General features: G+C 70.9%; 12 protein-coding genes and 1 tRNA gene. 6 read left to right on the top strand and 7 right to left on the bottom strand.

The features are described 5' to 3' along the window. Window positions 1-2: 2 nt before the first annotated feature. On the top strand, window positions 3-623 hold the full coding sequence (locus KAK03_RS10615) for a histidine phosphatase family protein (RefSeq protein ID WP_210853925.1): 621 nt from the start codon (window positions 3-5) through the stop codon (window positions 621-623). Then, entirely contained in the window at window positions 620-4,549 is a 3,930-nt protein-coding gene (locus KAK03_RS10610) for a response regulator (protein ID WP_210853924.1), read from the top strand. The genes KAK03_RS10615 and KAK03_RS10610 overlap by 4 nt, the downstream gene beginning before the upstream one ends. Here the strand turns inward: KAK03_RS10610 and KAK03_RS10605 are convergent. From KAK03_RS10605 to KAK03_RS10590, 4 genes are all read right to left on the bottom strand, one after another. Then, on the bottom strand, window positions 4,536-5,177 hold the full coding sequence (locus tag KAK03_RS10605) for a hypothetical protein (RefSeq protein ID WP_210853923.1): 642 nt from the start codon (window positions 5,175-5,177) through the stop codon (window positions 4,536-4,538). The genes KAK03_RS10610 and KAK03_RS10605 overlap by 14 nt on opposite strands. Window positions 5,178-5,515: 338 nt before the next feature. Continuing rightward, window positions 5,516-5,592 (bottom strand) — tRNA-Val (locus KAK03_RS10600). Between the two features lie 51 nt (window positions 5,593-5,643). Next, a complete protein-coding gene (locus tag KAK03_RS10595; protein WP_210853922.1) occupies window positions 5,644-7,893 on the bottom strand; it encodes a RelA/SpoT family protein in 2,250 nt (749 codons plus the stop codon). Beyond that, window positions 7,890-8,762: an alpha/beta fold hydrolase gene (locus KAK03_RS10590; protein ID WP_210853921.1), complete on the bottom strand. Its 873-nt coding sequence runs from the start codon at window positions 8,760-8,762 to the stop codon at window positions 7,890-7,892. Before KAK03_RS10590 ends, KAK03_RS10595 begins: the two co-directional genes overlap by 4 nt. Before the next feature lie 70 nt (window positions 8,763-8,832). On the opposite strand from KAK03_RS10590, the gene KAK03_RS10585 reads away from it, so the two are divergent. Beyond that, complete coding sequence (locus KAK03_RS10585; RefSeq protein WP_210853920.1) at window positions 8,833-9,612, top strand: 3-hydroxybutyrate dehydrogenase; 780 nt, start codon at window positions 8,833-8,835, stop codon at window positions 9,610-9,612. Between the two features lie 19 nt (window positions 9,613-9,631). Here the strand turns inward: KAK03_RS10585 and KAK03_RS10580 are convergent, their stop codons facing one another. Further along, the gene (locus KAK03_RS10580; protein ID WP_210853919.1) at window positions 9,632-10,372 is read right to left on the bottom strand and encodes an SIMPL domain-containing protein; all 741 of its coding nucleotides are present in this window, start codon (window positions 10,370-10,372) and stop codon (window positions 9,632-9,634) included. Between the two features lie 137 nt (window positions 10,373-10,509). Here KAK03_RS10580 and ompR point away from each other — a divergent pair, with 137 nt between their 5' ends. After that, window positions 10,510-11,247: an osmolarity response regulator transcription factor OmpR gene (ompR, locus tag KAK03_RS10575; RefSeq protein ID WP_210802136.1), complete on the top strand. Its 738-nt coding sequence runs from the start codon at window positions 10,510-10,512 to the stop codon at window positions 11,245-11,247. Continuing rightward, window positions 11,244-12,569 (top strand): sensor histidine kinase family protein, encoded by a 1,326-nt coding sequence (locus KAK03_RS10570; protein WP_247661079.1) that lies wholly within the window; start codon window positions 11,244-11,246, stop codon window positions 12,567-12,569. Before ompR ends, KAK03_RS10570 begins: the two co-directional genes overlap by 4 nt. A 36-nt stretch (window positions 12,570-12,605) precedes the next feature. Here the strand turns inward: KAK03_RS10570 and ispF are convergent, their stop codons facing one another. Further along, window positions 12,606-13,100: a 2-C-methyl-D-erythritol 2,4-cyclodiphosphate synthase gene (ispF, locus tag KAK03_RS10565; protein WP_210853918.1), complete on the bottom strand. Its 495-nt coding sequence runs from the start codon at window positions 13,098-13,100 to the stop codon at window positions 12,606-12,608. Further along, the gene (ispD, locus tag KAK03_RS10560) at window positions 13,097-14,170 is read right to left on the bottom strand and encodes a 2-C-methyl-D-erythritol 4-phosphate cytidylyltransferase (protein ID WP_210853917.1); all 1,074 of its coding nucleotides are present in this window, start codon (window positions 14,168-14,170) and stop codon (window positions 13,097-13,099) included. The genes ispF and ispD overlap by 4 nt, the downstream gene beginning before the upstream one ends. An 80-nt stretch (window positions 14,171-14,250) precedes the next feature. Here ispD and mfd point away from each other — a divergent pair, with 80 nt between their 5' ends. Continuing rightward, entirely contained in the window at window positions 14,251-17,694 is a 3,444-nt protein-coding gene (gene mfd, locus KAK03_RS10555) for a transcription-repair coupling factor (RefSeq protein WP_210853916.1), read from the top strand. Window positions 17,695-17,721 lie beyond the last annotated feature (27 nt).

Below are 17,721 nucleotides of genomic sequence, written 5' to 3'. Positions count from 1 at the left end.
CGATGCAGCGCCGCACCCTGATCGCTGCCGGCTGTGCGCTGGCCTTGCCCGGACGGGCCCAGCCGTCATCGGCCATCCGTGAGCGCCTGCCCAGCCCGGCCGACCTGGCCCGCGTCCGCGGTGGCGGACTGGTGCTGTACGTGCGGCACGGGCTGACCGACAACAGCCGGATCGACCAGCCCGGCATCACCGATTTCGCCGACTGCTCGACGCAGCGCACGCTGAGCCCGGAGGGACGGCGCCAGGCCGAGCAGCTGGGTGCCGCCATCCGCCGCGCGGGCTGGCCGGTGCGGCGCGTGATCAGCAGCCCGATGTGCCGGTCCCTGGATACCGCGCGGCTGGCCTTCGGCGCACAGGTCGAGACCGATCCGCTGCTGGCCTATACCGCCCACCTGAGCGCCGCCCAGCGCCAGGCCGCACTGGCACGCACCCGGGACTGGCTGAGCCAGGCCGTCCCGGCGGGTGAGCTGCGGGTGGTCGTGGCCCATGGACCCAACCTGTCCGACCTGACCGACTACTTCCCGCCGGAGGCCGCCACCGTGCTGCTGCGCCCCCTGGCCAACGGCCAGTTCGAGTACCTGGGTACGCTGCGCATCGAGCAGTGGGAAAGCCTGCCGCGATGACCCGTGCGCCCCTGAGTCGGCGTCGCCTGCTGTGGTGGGCCCTGCTGCCGGCGCTGCTGGTTGGCGGGCTGCAGCTGCTGGTGGGGATCCTGCCGCTGGAGCTGACCCGACGCGAACTGCTCGAGGACCAGCGGACCGTCGATGCCGACATGGCCACCCTGGCCGAGCTGCAGTCGATCAATGCCCGCCTGGTGGCGCTGCAGCGCTCCTCCGAGACGCTGATCGACGAGGCCGGCGGCGGCAAGCTGGACACGGCCTCGGTGCACCGCGCCCGGGTGATGCACCTGGACGAGCTGGAGAGCATCGAGGCGCAGTTCAAGCGCCTGGCGCCCCAGGTCGAGCGCATCGAAGGCCCTGGTGGCGGGCAGGCAGGCGCGCAGGCGGGCTCTCTGGTGCGCCTGCAGGTGTTCCGCACGGCCCTGGCCTCGGCGCTGGACATGGCGGTGATCGAGCCGATCCGCGCGGTCAGCCTGGGCGATCAGGCGGCGAGCCGGCTCGAGGAGTTCTCTGCGCAATCGGCGCGGCTGTCGCTGCTGACCAGCGAGAAGGCCCGTGACAGCGTGCTGGCGCGCTCGCGTGCTTTCGACGGCGCAGCCACCCGCGCCGCGCTGGCTGCCGCCCTGTGCGGACTGGGACTGTCGGCGCTGTGGTGGTTCGCCGCCCGCTGGCTGGGTGCGCGCACGCTGGTGCTGGGCGGCGCCTTGACCGAACTGGCCCGCTCGCGCACGCCCGACCCGGCCACCTTGCGCCGGGTCGATGAATGGGCCGGCCAGTCCGATGGCGTGCTGGCCGAGCTGGCCCGCGCGGTGCGCAGCTTCGGTGAACTGCGCGAGGAGGAACGCCAGGGCCGCAGCCTGCTGGAGCGCCAGGGCGCCCTGCTCGGCGCGATCGTCCAGGACAGCCCGGACCTGGTCTGGCTCAAGGACCCCGAGGGCGTGTACCTCTCCTGCAATGCCCGTTTCGCTGCGCTGGTGGGCGCTGCCCCGTCCGACATCATCGGCCGCCGCGACGTGGACTTCGTCGGTGCCGACCGGGCCGCGCAGCTGCGCGAAGCCGACCTGGCGGCCCTGGCCAGCCAGGGCCCGATGGCCAGCGAGCTGCAGCTGCGCTTCGCCGACGGGCACGAGGAGGTCTGCCACACGCTGAAGACGCCGCTGCGAGCCTCCGACGGCCGCCTGATCGGCGTGCTGGGCGTGGCGCGCGACATCAGCCAGCTGCGGCAGTCGGAGGAGGCGCTGCGCGCCCGCGAGGAGCAGCTGCGCGCGGTGGTGAGCCAGGCGGCCGACGCCATCGTTGTGCTCGACGAGCGCAGCCTGGCCCTGCTGGAATTCAATGACGCCGCGTGCCAGATGCTGGGCCACCAACGCGACCACCTGACCGAGCGGCGCCTGCCCGAGCTGCACCTGCCGGCAGACCGCCCGGCCATCGAACAGCTGGCCGATGGCCTGCATGGCCTGGAAGTGCACCGCTACCAGAGCCACCTGCAGCATGCCGATGGCCACGCGGTGTCGATCGACGCCAGCGTGCAGCGGCTGCAGTTGCGCGACCGCCGTTGCCTGCTGGTGATGTGGCGCGATGTGACCGAGCGCGAAGCCGCCGCCGTGGCGCTGCAGCAGTACCAGGAGAGCCTGGAGAAGCTGGTCGCCCAGCGCACCGCCGAACTGGCCGCGGCCAAGGAGGACGCCGAAGCCGCCAACCGCGCCAAGAGCGCCTTCCTGGCGGCGATGAGCCATGAGATCCGCACGCCGATGAACGCCATCATCGGCATGGCCCACCTGGCCCTGCGCACGCGGCTGAGCGACCCGCAGCGCGAGTTCCTCGGCAAGATCCAGACCGCCAGCGAACACCTGCTGTCGATCATCAACGACATCCTCGACTTCTCGAAGATCGAGGCCGGCAAGCTGACGCTGGAACCCACCGATTTCGAGCTCGACCGCCTGGTCGACCAGATCCGCGACATGGTCATCGACCGGGTCGAGGCCAAGGGCCTGGAGTTCATCGTCGACCTCGACCACCTCCCACCGGTGCTGCATGGCGACGGCCTGCGCCTGGCCCAGGTGCTGCTGAATTACGTGACCAATGCGGTGAAGTTCACCGACCAGGGCCGGATCGTGCTGCGCGCCAGCGTGCTGCGCGAGGCGGAGCAGCCCGACGAACCCGGTTGCTACCGCTTCGAAGTCAGCGATTCCGGCATCGGCCTGACCGAGGAACAGCAGGAGCGCCTGTTCCAGGCCTTCGAGCAGGCCGATGGCGGCACCACCCGCCGCTACGGGGGCACCGGACTGGGCCTGGCCATTTCCCGGCGCCTGGCCGAAGCCATGGGTGGCCGCGTCGGCGTGCACAGCAGCCCGGGCCAGGGGGCGTGTTTCTGGATCGAGGTGCCGCTGCGCCCGGCGCGTCAGCGCCCGTCCAGCGGCGAGTGGCCGCTGCCGGGATTGCGCACCCTGCTGGTCGATGACATGGCCGAGGCCCGGGCACCGATGGGTGTGCTGCTGGGATCGATCGGTCTGGCCGTGGACGAGGCGGCTGGCGGCCTGGAGGCGCTGGCCATGCTGGGCGAGGCCGAACGCCAGGGCCACCCCTACGAGTTGATGCTGGTGGACTGGAAGATGCCGCTGGTGGACGGCCTGCAGACCGCCCAGCGGGTCGACGCCGCCGGCCTGCTGCGACCGCCGGTGAAGCTGCTGATCAGTGCGGCGCTCGACCTGCCCCCGGGTCTGCTGGCCCAGGGCGGCTTCGCGGGCCACCTGGTCAAGCCCTTCACCCGCTCGGCCCTGTTGTCCGCACTGGCCCGGCTCGGTCCGCAGCTGACCGGTGGCGCGCGTGGGGGCGAGGCGCCGACGCTGGGCGCCGACGAGGCCGAGGATCTGCTCAGGCAGCGCCGTGGCGTGCGGGTGCTGCTGGCCGAGGACGACCCGCTCAACCAGATCGTCGCCACCGGCCTGCTCGAGCGCGTGGGCGTCCAGGTGGTGCTGGCGGGCAACGGCGAAGCCGCCATCGACGCGCTGCGCAACGAGCCCTGCGACCTGGTGCTGATGGACCTCCACATGCCCGGCATGGGTGGACTGGAGGCCACACGCCGCCTGCGCTCGCAGCCCGAGCTGACCCGGCTGCCGATCATCGCGATGACCGCCAGCGCCTTCGGAGAAGACCGTCGCGAATGCCTGGATGCCGGCATGGACGACCACATCGCCAAGCCGGTCGATCCGGACCTGCTCTACGCCACGCTGGTGCGCTGGCTGCCACCAGCGGCCGAGGCTGCGACCGAACAAGCCGGGCAGCCCACCACCGTCAGCGGCGGTCCCCGCGAGTGGGACCAGGCGTTGGAGCGGCTGGAAGCCACCGGCCTGGTCGACACGCGCGGCGCACTGCGCCTGATGCGCGGCCAGGTCGACCACTACCTGCGCCTGCTGGCCCGCTTTGCCGACCTGCATCGCCAGGACCCGGTTCAGCGCCATCTGAGCGCCGGCGACACCCGGGCCGCCCTGCTTCACGCCCACTCGCTCAAGGGCGCGGCTGCCAACCTGGGGCTGCCGTCGGTGCAGCAGGCCGCTGCGGCCCTGGAGGCGGCGCTGAACCGCCATGACACCGACGCCGTGGCGTCGCTGAGCCGCACGCTGGACGACCAGGTCATGGCCACCGTCCAGGCCCTGCAGCAGGCGCTGCCGGTCGAGCGCCTGGCGCCCGCGCCCGGGCAGGACCAGGCGGCGCTGGTGCAGGGCCTGCAGCAGTTGCTGGAGCAGCTGCGTGCCGACGCCCTGGAGGCCACCGACACCTTCGCGCTGCTGCAGCCCGAGCTGCAGCTCACCGCGCCCGCGCTGACCGCCGAGCTGCGCCACCGGATCGAGCGCTTTGACCTGGGCGGCGCCGCCCAGGCGGCCGAAGCCCTGCTCGGCCGCCTGCAGGCCTCGCTCAGCAGCGGATGACGGTCTGGAACCAGACCTCGGTGCCTGCCGGCACCGCCGGCGCCGGCGGCGGCAGCAGCACCGGCGAGTTGATCCAGTGCGCCGTACCGGCGACGCCAGGCATCGGCGGCCAGAACGTGCCGGCGCTGTTCATCTGCCAGCTGATCGGGATCAGCGACGGCTGCACGTAGAACGGGAGGTCATTGTTCCAGCCCGGCAGCGCCGGGTAGCCCGGTGGCGTGGGGCTGAACACCGACGGCGGCAGCGGCTTGGTCACGCGCCACAGCTTGTTGGGCAGCGTGCGCAGGTTGGTGCTGTTGTTGGCGAACACGCAGGTGCCCACGCCGGTCAGCTTGAACTCACCCAGCAGCCCCATCAGGCTGGAGGCGATGTCGCCCACCCAGATGTTGAGATAGAAGTTCTGCCCGGCCGAACTCGTCGGCGGCAGGGCGGTGCCGGTGTAGGTGGCGCCCCAGCCCAGGCCCTGCGAGAACTGGATGCCCGGCACGCTGGGGTTGTCGCTGAGGAAGATCTTGAACTGGTCATCGGCGTTGACCTTGCTCATCAGCATCTGCTGGGCTGACGCGGGAAGGGCCAGCGCGGCCGCGGCGGCCAGGGCCAGACCGTGCCAGGTGAAACGGTGCTTCATCAGTGTCTCCTGCGGCGCTGTGACTGAGCCGATGGCTGCCCTGCGCCTCGGGTGCCACCGCTGCGGACCGCCTGCATGGCAGCCCACGAAGCGCAGCGTGCGCCTGGCAGCCCCCCTGTCCCATCCCTAGACGCCGGCCACCAGGGTTGTCCTGTCCTGACCGCCCATCCCGTTGACGCTGATTCCCGCGTGCACCGGACAGGCGCGGCCCCAGCATGGCGTCCAAGCCAGGTCGGCCCACCAACATGGCCCGTCCAGCGTGGCACCTCTGATGGCTCGTCAAGCGGCCCCAACAACGCAAAAGCCCCAGGTCCTTGCGGAACCTGGGGCTTGAATTCTGGTAGGCGCGATTGGATTCGAACCAACGACCCCCACCATGTCAAGGTGGTGCTCTAACCAACTGAGCTACGCGCCTGTCGTTGAAGCTAGCAGTATATACCGGATTTCGCGCATCCGGCAAATCCGCTCAGCGTCGGCGCACCTGCCGCACGCCGGTGACGCGTGCCACCACCTGCATCACCTGGCGCAGCCGAGAGGCATCGGCCACCTCGACCGTGAAGGTCATGCGCGCGCTGCGGCCATGCAGGTCCTGCACCGACTGCGTGTGCACACCGGTGACGTTCATGCGCTCCTTGGCGAAGACCTCGGTGATGTCGCGCAGCAGGCCCTGGCGGTCGGCGGCCTCGATCTGCACGTCCACCGGGTACACCGCCTCGCCAGGCCGGGACGGTTGGCCCCACGCCACGGCAATCACCCGGTCGCCGAAGCGCTCGGCCATGTGGCGGAAATTGGCGCAGTCGCGACGGTGCACGGCCACGCCCTTGCCGCGGGTGACGAAGCCGCCGATCGCGTCCGGCGGCGCCGGGCGGCAGCAGCGGGCCAGGCTGGTCAGCAGGCTCTCGACGCCCACCACCAGCACGCCGCCACGGGCGCCGCCGGTGTCGGCGCGAGAGCGCTTGAGGGCCGGCACCTCCTCGTCCGCGACCGGCTCGGCCGGGCGCAGCAACTGCTCGATGTGGCGCAGCGAATACTCGTCCTTGCCCACCACCTCGAACAGCGCCTCGGCGTCCTTGAAGCCCAGTCGCTCAGCCAGTTCATCGAGCTTGAGGGCGGTGCGGCCCTCGCGCTGCAGCAGCTTCTCCACCAGTTCGCGCCCGCGCGCCACGGTGACCGCCTGGGCCTGGGCGTTGAACCAGGCGCGCACCTTGGCGCGTGCCCGCGGGCTGCGCAGGAAACCCAGCTCCGGGTTCAGCCAGTCCAGCGACGGCCCGCCCTCCTTGGCCACGGTGATCTCCACCGTCTGTCCGTTGGCCAGTGGCGTGGACAGGGGCACCAGTTGCCCGTCGACCTTGGCGCCGCGGCAGCGGTGTCCCACGTCGGTGTGCAGCGCATAGGCGAAATCCACCGGCGTGGCGCCGGCGGTCAGCTCGACCACCGCAGCCTGCGGCGTGAAGACGTAGATCCGGTCCTCGAAGTCCGGGCCGCTGTGCTCGCCCTGCTGGGCGAAATCGCGTTCCCAGGCCAGCAGCTGGCGCAGCACCGCCTTGCGGGCCTCGGCCACCTTCTCCTCGAACTCGCCGGCGGCGCGCACCCCCGCGTAGCCCTTGCTGCCGGCCTCCTTGTAGGCCCAGTGCGCGGCCACGCCATGCTCGGCATGCTCGTGCATGGCCTGGGTGCGGATCTGCACCTCGATCGGCCGGTCGTCGTCGGCCAGCACCACGGTGTGCAGCGAGCGGTAGCCGTTGGGTTTGGGGCGGGCGATGTAGTCGTCGAACTCGCCCGGCACCGGGCGGAAGCGCTCGTGCACGCGCGACAGCGCGGCGTAGCAGGCCGGCACATCGGCCACGATGACCCGCAGCGCGGCCTTGTCCATCACCCGCTCGAAGCCCAGCTGCTTGCCCTGCATCTTCTTCCAGATGCTGTAGAGGTGCTTGGGGCGGCCGTGCACCACGGCCGCCACGCCGTGCGCCTGCAGGTCGGCCGCCACCAGCCGGCGCAGGGCATCCACGCCCTCCTCGCGCTCGATGCGCTTCTCGGCCAGCAGGCGGGCGATGCGGCGGTATTCCTCAGGTTGCAGGAAGCGGAAGGCCAGGTCCTCCAGCTCCCACTTGATCTGCCAGATGCCCAGCCGGTTGGCCAGCGGTGCGAAGACCTGCGCCGACTCGGCCGCCAGCGCTTGCGGACAGGCGGTCTTGCTGGCCGCATACCAGCGCAGCGTCTGCAGCCGCGAGGCCAGGCGCAGCAGCACCACCCGCAGGTCGCGCGAGAAGGCCAGCAGCATCTTGCGCACCCGTTCGGTCTGCTGGGCCTGCTGGTCGTCGTCGATCTGCGCCTCGCGCGCGGCGCGCTGGATCTGCACCAGCTTGCGAGTCAGCGTGACCAGGCTGGCGAAGGACGGCCCGAAGGCCTTCTCGATCACCTCCTCGGGGCGCTGCAGGTAGTCGCCGGCGTAGACCAGGTAGGCCGCTGCCTGCAGACTGGGCGCACCGCCAATGTCCCGCAGGATGCCGGCCACGCCCTGGGCATGGGCGTAGGCGTCCTCGCCGGTGTCCAGTTCGCGGCCGGCGAGCAGCGGCTCGGCAAAGGCGCGCGCGCGCTCCAGCGCCGCCAGGCTGTCTTCCAGCGCCTGGGCGGCGGCGTGGCGCACCGCGGGCGACTCGCCAGCCAGCGTGACGATCGGCGCCGCGCCTTCGTGCAGCGTGCTTCCGCTCTTCATGCGCCCAGCAGGAACTCCCGCACCGCGGCCACCTGGTCCGGCTGCACCAGCATCGGCGCGTGGCCGACGCCCTCAAACACCCGCAGCCGGGCCCGCGGACCACGGCGGGTCATCTCATCCGCCGTGAGGGCCGACAGCAGATCGGACTGCGCGCCGCGCAGCAGCAGCGTCGGGCAGCGGATCGCGTCATAGCTGGCCCACAGCGCGGCCTCGCCCGCAGCGGCCACGTCGGCCGTCACCTGGCGGAAGGGCACGGCGATCGCCGGGTCGTAGTGGGGCTTGAAGCCGTCGCCCTCGGGCGCCAGCTGCGGCCGGGTCAGGTCCAGCCACTGTTCGCGGGTGTGCGGACCAAACCCCTGCGAGATGGCCCACAGCGCGTCGGCCGCCTCGTCCAGGCTGGCCCAGTGCACCGGCTGACCCAGGTACTGGCCAATGCGCTGCAGCGAGGCGAATTCGATCTTCGGACCCACGTCGTTGAGCACCAGGCGCTGGATCGGCGAGTCCGGCAGCGCCGCCAGGCCCATGCCGATCAAGCCGCCCATCGACGTGCCCACCCAGTGCAGGGTGCGGGCATCCAGGCGCGCCAGCAGCGTCACCATGTCGGCCACATAGGCCGTGATGGCGTAGCCAGCCGGGTTCTTCAGCCAGGCTGAGCGGCCGCGGCCCACCACGTCGGGGCAGACCACGCGGTAGTCGGCGGCCATGGCGCGGGCCAGGGTGTCGAAATCACGGCCCTGGCGCGACAGCCCGTGCACGCAGACCAGCACCTGGTCATTGGCCGGGTCGCCCCACTCCCAGTAGGCCATCCGGTGCAGTCCGCAGGCGCCCAGGCAGCTGACGTCTCTCAGGCGGGGTTCGCTGGCGGTCATGGCGTGTAGTCTTCGTGAAAGCCTGGGGGCCGGATAATCCACTGTAGCAACCGCCAAGGAGATTTTTCGCATGCTCAACGGAAAAACCGCGCTGGTCACCGGATCGACCAGCGGCATCGGCCTCGGGATCGCCAAGGCCCTGGCCGCCCAGGGCGCCCATGTGATGCTCAACGGCTTCGGCGACACCGCCGCCGCCCAGGCCGAGGTCGCCGCTGTCGCCACCGGCGGCGCCCGCGTCGGCTACCACGGCGCCGACATGAGCAAGCCGGCCGAGATCGAGGCCATGGTCCAGGCCTGCACGGCCGAATTCGGCGCCGTTGACATCCTGGTCAACAACGCCGGCATCCAGTTCGTGGCGCCGGTGGATGAGTTTCCGGTCGAGCGCTGGGACGCAATCATCGCCATCAACCTCAGCTCGGTCTTCCATGCCACCCGGGTGGCGCTGCCGGGCATGAAGGCGCGCGGCTGGGGCCGCATCATCAACGTGGCCTCGGTGCACGGTCTGGTGGCTTCGGCCAACAAGTCGGCCTATGTGGCTGCCAAGCACGGCGTGATCGGCCTGACCAAGGCGGTGGCCCTGGAAACCGCCACCACGCCCGTCACCTGCAATGCGATCTGCCCGGGCTGGGTGCTGACGCCGCTGGTGCAGAAGCAGGTGGATGCCCGCGCCGCCGCCGACGGCGTGGACAACGCCGAGGCCACCCGCCGCCTGCTCTCCGAGAAGGAGCCGTCGCAGCAGTTCACCACGCCGGAGGAACTGGCCGCGATGGCGGTGTTCATGTGCTCGCCCGCCGCCGGCAACCTGCGCGGCACCGCCGTCAACATGGACGGCGGCTGGGTCGCCCAGTAAGGCCTGCCCAGCGCTGGATTCAGCGCATCTGCACGCTGCCGTTGACGGTGGCCGTCACCGTGCCCTTGCCCGCCTCGGTGGGCAGCGGCGCGTCCTCGGCCATGCGGGCCGAGGCCATGGCCACGCGCGGCACCGGCACGCCGCCGCCGTCCTGGTCCAGACCCACGTTGACCTCACGCACCGAGAAGCCGCCGTAACCGAAGGCCTTGGCCTGCTCCGCCGCACGGGCGCGAAAGCGGGCGATCGCCTGGGCCGTCACCTGCGACTCGACCTGTTCACGCGCCTCGCGCGACAGGCTGAAGCCCACGCCGGCGATGCTCATGCTGCTGATGCGGCCGCCCAGCTGGCTGATCGCCGCCATATCGCGGCCTTCGACCAGCAGCCGGGTGCTACCCTGCCAGCCGCTGATCTGGCCCTTGCTGCCATAGCGCGGGTAGATCGAGAAGCCGCCCGTCTGCACCTCGACCTGACCCGGCCGCGCCACGCGGCGGGCCTCGGCCAGTGCGGCCTCCAGCGCGGTCTTGAGCTGCGACTGCACGACGCCGGCATCGCTGCCCTCGCGGCTGGCCTGGAAGCTCAGTGACATCCAGTCGTGGGGCACGTCGACGCTGGCGCTGGCGCTGAGCGTCAACACGCCCTGCGGCACCGGGCCAGGTGCCGCCGCAGCGGTCTGCGCCAGGGCGGGCACAGCGGCCAGCGAGGCCAGGGGGATCAGCAGCGTGTGGCGGCCGAGTCGCTTGAGGGAGGTGGTGTGCGTCATGGCTCCACAACGCACGGCAGGCCGCAGCCGATGACCCGGCCTGACCGGGGGCAACAGTTGTAACAACGGGTCAAGTAACCCTGGGCAATCCGGCTTTGCCAAGCACAATCGGCTCTGTTACAAATTGGGGACACGCCATGAATGCCACCGCCACGCCCAAGCAGGACCGGGTCGTCGTCGTTGACGACGACGCCCGCATCCGTGACCTGCTGCGTCGCTACCTCACCCAGGAAGGCTTCGAGGTGCTGCTGGCCGAGGACGCCAAGGCGCTCAACCGCCTGCTGACGCGCGAGACGATCGACATGATCATCCTCGACCTGATGCTGCCAGGCGAGGACGGCCTGTCGATCTGCCGCCGCCTGCGCGCCGCCAACGACCCCACGCCGATCATCATGCTGACGGCCAAGGTCGAGGACGTCGACCGCATCGTCGGCCTGGAGGTGGGCGCCGACGACTACCTGCCCAAACCCTTCAACCCGCGCGAGCTGCTGGCCCGCATCCACGCCGTGCTGCGCCGCCGCCCGCGGCTGGAGGCCCCTGGCGCGCCCTCCAGCGAGGCCGAGATCGTCAAGTTCGGCCCCTTCGAGTTCGACCTCTCGCTGCGCCGCCTGACCAAGGACGGCGAGCCGATCACGCTGACCACCGGCGAGTTCTCGATGCTCAAGGCGCTGGTGCGTCACCCGCGCCAGCCGCTGTCGCGCGACAAGCTGGCGCAGCTGGCGCGCGGCCGCGAGTTCGAGCCCTTCGACCGCAGCCTGGACGTGCAGATCTCGCGCCTGCGCAAGATGCTCGAGCCGGACCCGTCCAACCCGCGCTACATCCAGACGGTCTGGGGCGTGGGCTACGTCTTCGTGCCTGCTGAAGGACCGGCTTGAAGCGTCCCGCGTTCACGCTGAACCTGTTCTGGCGCACCTTCTTCCTGCTGGGGGTGCTGCTGGCCGGTGGCGTGTTCGCATGGGTCATCACGCTGCGCCAGCTGGAGTTCGAGCCGCGGGCGGTGCAGGCGGCGCAGCAGATCGCCAGCCTGGTCAACCTGTCACGGGCGGCGCTGCGCTACTCGGACGGCATCAACCGCATCGCCGTGGTCAAGACCATGAGCGAGCAAGAGGCCGTGCGGGTGCTGCCCCGCGAGCCCAAGGACCAGTGGGAGCCCTTCGAGACCGACCGCTTCACCCGCCTGGTGGCCGCCGACCTGCGCGCCCGGCTGGGCGAGGACACCATCATCGCCCGCACGGTGAACAACCAGACCGCGCTGTGGGTGGGCTTCCAGATCGAGCACGACCCCTACTGGATGCAGGCCGAATACGCCCGACTGGAACCCCTGACGCCCAGCACCTGGTTCCTGTGGGTCATCACCGCGGTCATCGCCACGGTCCTGGGTTCGGTGGCCGTGGCCCGCCTGATCAACCGGCCGCTGAAGGACCTGTCGTTTGCCGCCAGCCGCATCCGCGAGGGCGAGTTCGACTCCCGCCTGGACGAGACCACCATGACCAGCGAGATCCGCGCGGTCAACATCGGCTTCAACCGCATGGCGCGCGAGCTGGCCAAGGTCGAGGAAGAGCGGGCGGTGATGCTGGCGGGCATCAGCCATGACCTGCGCACGCCGCTGGCGCGCCTGCGCCTGGAGGCCGAGATCTCGGTGTCCGACGAGGAGGCCCGCCGCAACATGGCGATGGACATCGACCAGTTCGACAACATCATCGACAAGTTCATGGACTACGCCCGCCCGGAGGACGCCAAGGTGCGACCGGTGGACCTGGCGCAGATCATCGAACGCGAGGCCATGGCCTTCCGCGACACCAGCCAGATCCGCATCCTGCTGAAGCTGCCGCAGAGCCTGGTGGTGCAGGGCGACGAGGTGGAGCTGGGCCGGGTCTTCGCCAACCTCTTCGAGAACGCGCGCCGCTACGGCCGCACCCTGGACACGGGCGTGGCCAAGGTCATCGTCAGCCATGTGCAGACCGGCGTGGACGTGATCGTCACCGTGCGCGACCACGGCCCGGGCGTGCCGCCGGAGAAGCTGGGCCACCTGACAACGCCCTTCTTCCGCGGCGACGCCGCCCGCACCGCCGCCAGTGGGGCCGGCCTGGGCCTGGCCATCGTCAAGAAGACGCTGCAGCGCATGGGCGGCACGCTGGACCTGGCCAATGCGCGCGACAGCGGGCTGATCGCCCACATCCGGCTGAAGAAGGCCTGAGCGCGTCGCGCCGCAGGGCCGCGCATCAGTGGCGCATCAGTGGCGCATCAGCAGGCACACCGCCCGCGTCTCGATCGCGCGGCCCTCGCCCACCGGGCCCATCTTCTCGGCCGTCTTGGCCTTGACGTTGACCCGCTCGGGCGCAATGCCCAGCGCTTGGGCGATGCGGGCCACCATGGCCTGGATGTGCGGCGCCATCTTCGGCGCCTGCGCGACGATGGTGCTGTCGACGTTCACCACCTGCCAGCCGGCGGCCTGCACGCGGCGCACCGCCTCGCTCAGCAGGCGGTGCGAGTCGGCGCCGGCGAACTCGGAGGCGGTGTCCGGGAAATGGCGGCCGATGTCGCCCAGGCCGGCAGCGCCCAGCACGGCGTCGGTGATCGCGTGCAGCAGCGCGTCGGCGTCCGAATGGCCCAGCAGGCCCAGCGCATGCGGGATCGTCACGCCGCCCAGCACCAGTGGCCGGCCAGCGACCAGGGCGTGGGTGTCCCAACCCTCGCCCACGCGGATCTCGGGAATGCCGGGAGTCATTCAGCCACCTCCATGCGCTCGGAAAGCGTCCAGCGCACGCCGCTGGGGTCCACCAGGTCCAGATCGCGACGGCCCCAGGCGCGCTGCTGTGGCGGCTGCACCGCCACGCCGTAGCGCGCCGCCAGGCCAGCCTGCTGGATGCGCGCCCACAGGGCGTCCAGATCGTCCACCGTCAGGTGCAGGTGCTGCGCATGGGCGGCCTGCGGGGCCTCGTGGCGCTGCAGCAGGAAACCGGCGCGGCCCATCCTGAAGCCGGCCAGGTCGCCCATGGCGAATTCGCGGGTGAAACCCAGGTCCTGGTAGAACTGCTGTGCGGTGGCGAAGTCGCGCGCCGGCACGGTGGCGCGGATCTCGGGGCCGCCGCGGCTGGCCAGCAGGCGCTCGGCCAGCGCGAAGTCGGGCGGGAAGGTGATCTTCAGGTTCTCCCAGTCGCCGCGCACCAGACGCGGGCGGTGGCCCAGCGCCTCGACAGCGCTGGCCTCATCGGTCACCTGCTCGCCGGCAAAGGCCAGTGCGGGCGCCAGCAGGCCCAGGCGGAACATCTGCGGCGTCTGGGCCGCCCATTTGCCGGCGCGGTCCACGGTGGCGGCCACGCGGCCATCCTGCTCGCTCTTGAGGGTATCGGCCAGCGGCAGCGCCAGCAGGCCGCCGATCTCGTCGTCCTGGCAGGCGTCGATCAGGCGGTCCACCCACTCGGGCTGCAGCAGGCAGCGCGCGGCGTCATGCACCAGCACCCAGTCCTGCGGCTGGGCGCCGCGCGCACGCAGCTCGTTCAGGCCGTTGGCCACAGTCTCGGCGCGGCTGGCGCCGCCGGCCTTGGCCAGCCACAGGCGCTCACCGGCCAGGCCGGGCAGGTCGTCCTCGAACTGCTCGTCGTCGGGCGCGAGCACCACCAGCGTGCCCGCCAGGCGCGGCACGCGCGCCAAGGCCGTGAGGGTGTGGGCCACCAGTGGCCGGCCCGCCAGCGGCTGGTACTGCTTGGGGCCCAGCGTGCCGGCCCGGGTGCCGGTGCCGGCACAGGGCACCAGGGCGAAGAAGCGGGGTTCGGCCCCGACGGCGTACGTTGTCATCGACTGAATTCTAGAATCGATGCCCTCACGCCCCCCTGCGCCGCGCACGGGGGCGTGTCGTCATTGCTGCCCCCTGCCCCATGCAACTGCCCGTCATCGCCCCCGGCAAACGATTCACCCTGCCGCGCCCGATCGGCTCCGCCGACGCCTTGCTGCTGGCCCACCACGCCCAGGCACGGGTGGCCGACGGCCAGCGCCTGGCCGTGGTCACCGCCGACCCGGCCGACGCCCAGCGCCTGGCCGACGAGATCCCGTTCTTCGTCCCCGGCCTGCGGGTGGCCGTGTTCCCGGACTGGGAAACCCTGCCCTACGACAGCTTCAGTCCGCACCAGGACCTGATCTCGGAGCGGCTGGCCACGCTGTGGCGCATCCACCAGCAGGAGGTGGACGTGGTGCTGCTGCCGGCCACCACCGCCCTCACCCGGCTGGCGCCGCCGTCCTTCCTGGCCGGCACCACCTTCGCGTTCAAGCAGAAGGCCCGGCTGGACGAAGCGGCGCTCAAGCGCCAGCTGACCCTGGCGGGCTACACCCACGTCAGCCAGGTGGTGTCGCCCGGCGAATACGCGGTGCGCGGTGGCCTGATCGACCTCTTCCCCATGGGCTCGAACGTGCCCTACCGGGTGGACCTGTTCGACGACGAGATCGACTCGATCCGCACCTTCGACCCCGACAGCCAGCGCAGCCTCTACCCGGTGCCCGAGGTGCAGTTGCTGCCCGGCCGCGAGTTCCCGATGGACGACGCCGCCCGTCAGCGCTTTCGCGAGCGCTGGCGCGAACTGCTGGAGGGCGACCCCACCAAGAGCCGCATCTACAAGGACATCGCCCAGGGCATCGCCACCGCCGGCATCGAGTACTACCTGCCGCTGTTCTTCGAGGACACCGCCAGCATCTTCGACTACCTGGGCGAACAGGCGGCGCTGGTGCTGCACGGCGAGGTCGACGAGGCGCTGCAGCGCTTTGCCGCCGACACCCGCGAGCGTCACCGATTCCTGCAGCACGACCCCGACCGGCCGATCCTGCCGCCGGACGCCATCTTCCTGAAGACCGACGAGTTCTTCGCCCGCGCGGCGGCGCATGCGGTGCTGTCGCTGCGCGGCGCCGCCGAGGTGGACTGGGCGCGCCCGCTGCCCGGCGTGGCCACGGACCGCGGCAGCACCGAGCCGCTGTCGGCGCTGGAAAAGCACCTGGACAGCACGCCCCACCGCGTGCTGCTGGTGGCCGAGAGCGAAGGCCGGCGCGAGAGCCTGCTGGAGCTGCTGCGCGACCACCGCATCGAGGTGCCGGCCGTGGCGTCGCTGGCCGAATTCCACGCCGGCACCGAGAAGGTGGCGATCACCGCCGCCCCGCTGGCCGCCGGCTTCTTCTGGCATGAGCCGGCCCAGGGCATCGCCACCCAGTTCCTCACCGAAACCGAGCTCTTCGCCGCCGCGCCCAGCTCCCGGCGGCGCCACCGCAAGCAGGAGCAGACCAGCAGCGTCGATGCGCTGATCAAGGACCTCTCGGAGCTGAAGATCGGCGACCCGGTGGTGCACTCGGCGCATGGCATCGGCCGCTACCAGGGCCTGCTGCACATCGACCTGGGCGAAGGACCGAGCGAGTTCCTGCACCTGGAGTACGCCGACAAGGCCACGCTCTATGTGCCCGTCAGCCAGCTGCACCTGATCAGCCGCTACACCGGCGTCAGCGCCGAGGAGGCGCCGCTGCACAAGCTGGGCTCGCAGCAGTGGGACAAGGCCCGCCGCAAGGCCGCCGAGCAGGTGCGCGACACCGCGGCCGAGCTGCTCAACCTGTACGCGGTGCGAGCCGCCCGCCAGGGCATGAGCCACCGCTACTCGGCGCATGACTACGAGGCCTTCGCGGCCAGCTTCGGTTTCGAGGAGACCGCTGACCAGCGCGCCGCCATCCATGCGGTGATCCAGGACATGGTCAGCCCGCGGCCGATGGACCGGCTGGTCTGTGGCGACGTGGGCTTCGGCAAGACCGAGGTGGCCCTGCGCGCCGCCTTCGTCTCGGTGATCGGCGGCAAGCAGGTGGCGCTGCTGGCACCCACCACGCTGCTGGCCGAACAGCACTACCAGACCATCGTCGACCGCTTCGGCAAATGGCCCGTCAAGGTGGCCGAGCTCAGCCGCTTTCGCACCCCCAAGGAAGTCAAGGCCGCGCTGGAGGGCATCGAGGCGGGCACGATCGACATCGTCGTCGGCACCCACAAGCTGCTCAGCAAGGACGTGAAGTTCAAGCGCCTGGGCCTGCTGATCATCGACGAGGAACACCGCTTCGGCGTGCGCCACAAGGAGGCGATCAAGGCGATGCGCGCCGAGGTCGATGTACTCACCCTCACCGCCACGCCCATCCCGCGCACGCTGGGCATGGCGCTCGAGGGCCTGCGCGACCTCAGCGTGATCGCCACCGCGCCACAGCGCCGGCTGGCGATCAAGACCTTCGTGCGCAACGAGGGCAGCGGCACGATCCGCGAGGCCGTGCTGCGCGAGTTGAAGCGCGGCGGCCAGGTCTACTTCCTGCACAACGAGGTCGAGACGATCGAGAACCGGCGCCAGAAGCTCGAAGAGCTGCTGCCCGAGGCGCGCATCGCCGTGGCCCACGGCCAGATGCCCGAGCGCGAACTCGAGCGGGTGATGCGCGAGTTCACCGCCCAGCGCTTCAACCTGCTGCTGTGCTCGACCATCATCGAGACCGGCATTGACGTGCCCACCGCCAACACCATCGTCATCAGCCGCGCCGACAAGTTCGGCCTGGCGCAGCTGCACCAGCTGCGCGGCCGGGTGGGCCGCAGCCACCACCAGGCCTACGCCTACCTGCTGGTGCCCGATGTCGAAGGCCTGACCAAGCAGGCCGCGCAGCGCCTGACCGCGATCCAGGAAATGGAGGAGCTGGGCTCAGGCTTCTACCTGGCGATGCACGACCTGGAGATCCGCGGCGCCGGCGAGGTGCTGGGCGACAGCCAGAGCGGCAACATGATGGAGGTGGGCTTCCAGCTCTACAACGAGATGCTGGCCGAGGCCGTGCGCGCGCTGAAGAACGGCCAGGAACCCGACCTGCTGAGCCCGAACAGCGCGGTGTTTGGCGGCGGCACCACCGAGGTCAACCTGCACGCCCCCGCCCTGCTTCCTGATGCCTATTGCGGCGACGTGCACGTGCGCCTGAACTTCTACAAGCGCCTGGCCAGCGCCGAGCGGCCTGAGCAGCTGGACACCCTGCTGGAGGAGATCACCGACCGCTTCGGCAAGCTGCCCGCCCAGGGCCAGAACCTGTTCGACAGCCACCGGCTGCGCATCCAGGCCCAGCGCTGCGGTGTGCAGAAGGTGGACGCCGGACCGCGCGCGATCACCATCAGCTTCCGCCCGAATGCGCCGGTCGACGGCCAGCGCATCGTGGCGCTGGTGCAGAAACACCGCCACATCCGCCTGGCCGGCAACGACAAGCTGCGGGTCGAGCGCGAGATCGCCGAACCCCGGCTGCGCGCCGACATGGTGCGCGACCTGCTGCGCTCCCTGACCAGCTGACACCGGCCTGCGCGCGGGTCGCCCGCG

The organism is Ideonella alba (assembly GCF_018069845.1).
GTDB lineage: Bacteria > Pseudomonadota > Gammaproteobacteria > Burkholderiales > Burkholderiaceae_C > Ideonella > Ideonella alba.
The sequence above is the reverse complement of the archived record's forward strand: the minus strand, read 5'-3'. Positions and strand labels throughout refer to the sequence as shown.

Coding starts and splice junctions, on each gene's coding strand:
- KAK03_RS10585 (WP_210853920.1), top strand. CDS start 8,833: ATGCTCAACGGAAAAACCGCGCTGGTCACCGGATCGACCAGCGGCATC.
- KAK03_RS10605 (WP_210853923.1), bottom strand. CDS start 5,177: ATGAAGCACCGTTTCACCTGGCACGGTCTGGCCCTGGCCGCCGCGGCC.
- ompR (WP_210802136.1), top strand. CDS start 10,510: ATGAATGCCACCGCCACGCCCAAGCAGGACCGGGTCGTCGTCGTTGAC.
- ispD (WP_210853917.1), bottom strand. CDS start 14,170: ATGACAACGTACGCCGTCGGGGCCGAACCCCGCTTCTTCGCCCTGGTG.
- mfd (WP_210853916.1), top strand. CDS start 14,251: ATGCAACTGCCCGTCATCGCCCCCGGCAAACGATTCACCCTGCCGCGC.
- KAK03_RS10610 (WP_210853924.1), top strand. CDS start 620: ATGACCCGTGCGCCCCTGAGTCGGCGTCGCCTGCTGTGGTGGGCCCTG.
- KAK03_RS10580 (WP_210853919.1), bottom strand. CDS start 10,372: ATGACGCACACCACCTCCCTCAAGCGACTCGGCCGCCACACGCTGCTG.
- ispF (WP_210853918.1), bottom strand. CDS start 13,100: ATGACTCCCGGCATTCCCGAGATCCGCGTGGGCGAGGGTTGGGACACC.
- KAK03_RS10615 (WP_210853925.1), top strand. CDS start 3: ATGCAGCGCCGCACCCTGATCGCTGCCGGCTGTGCGCTGGCCTTGCCC.
- KAK03_RS10590 (WP_210853921.1), bottom strand. CDS start 8,762: ATGACCGCCAGCGAACCCCGCCTGAGAGACGTCAGCTGCCTGGGCGCC.
- KAK03_RS10595 (WP_210853922.1), bottom strand. CDS start 7,893: ATGAAGAGCGGAAGCACGCTGCACGAAGGCGCGGCGCCGATCGTCACG.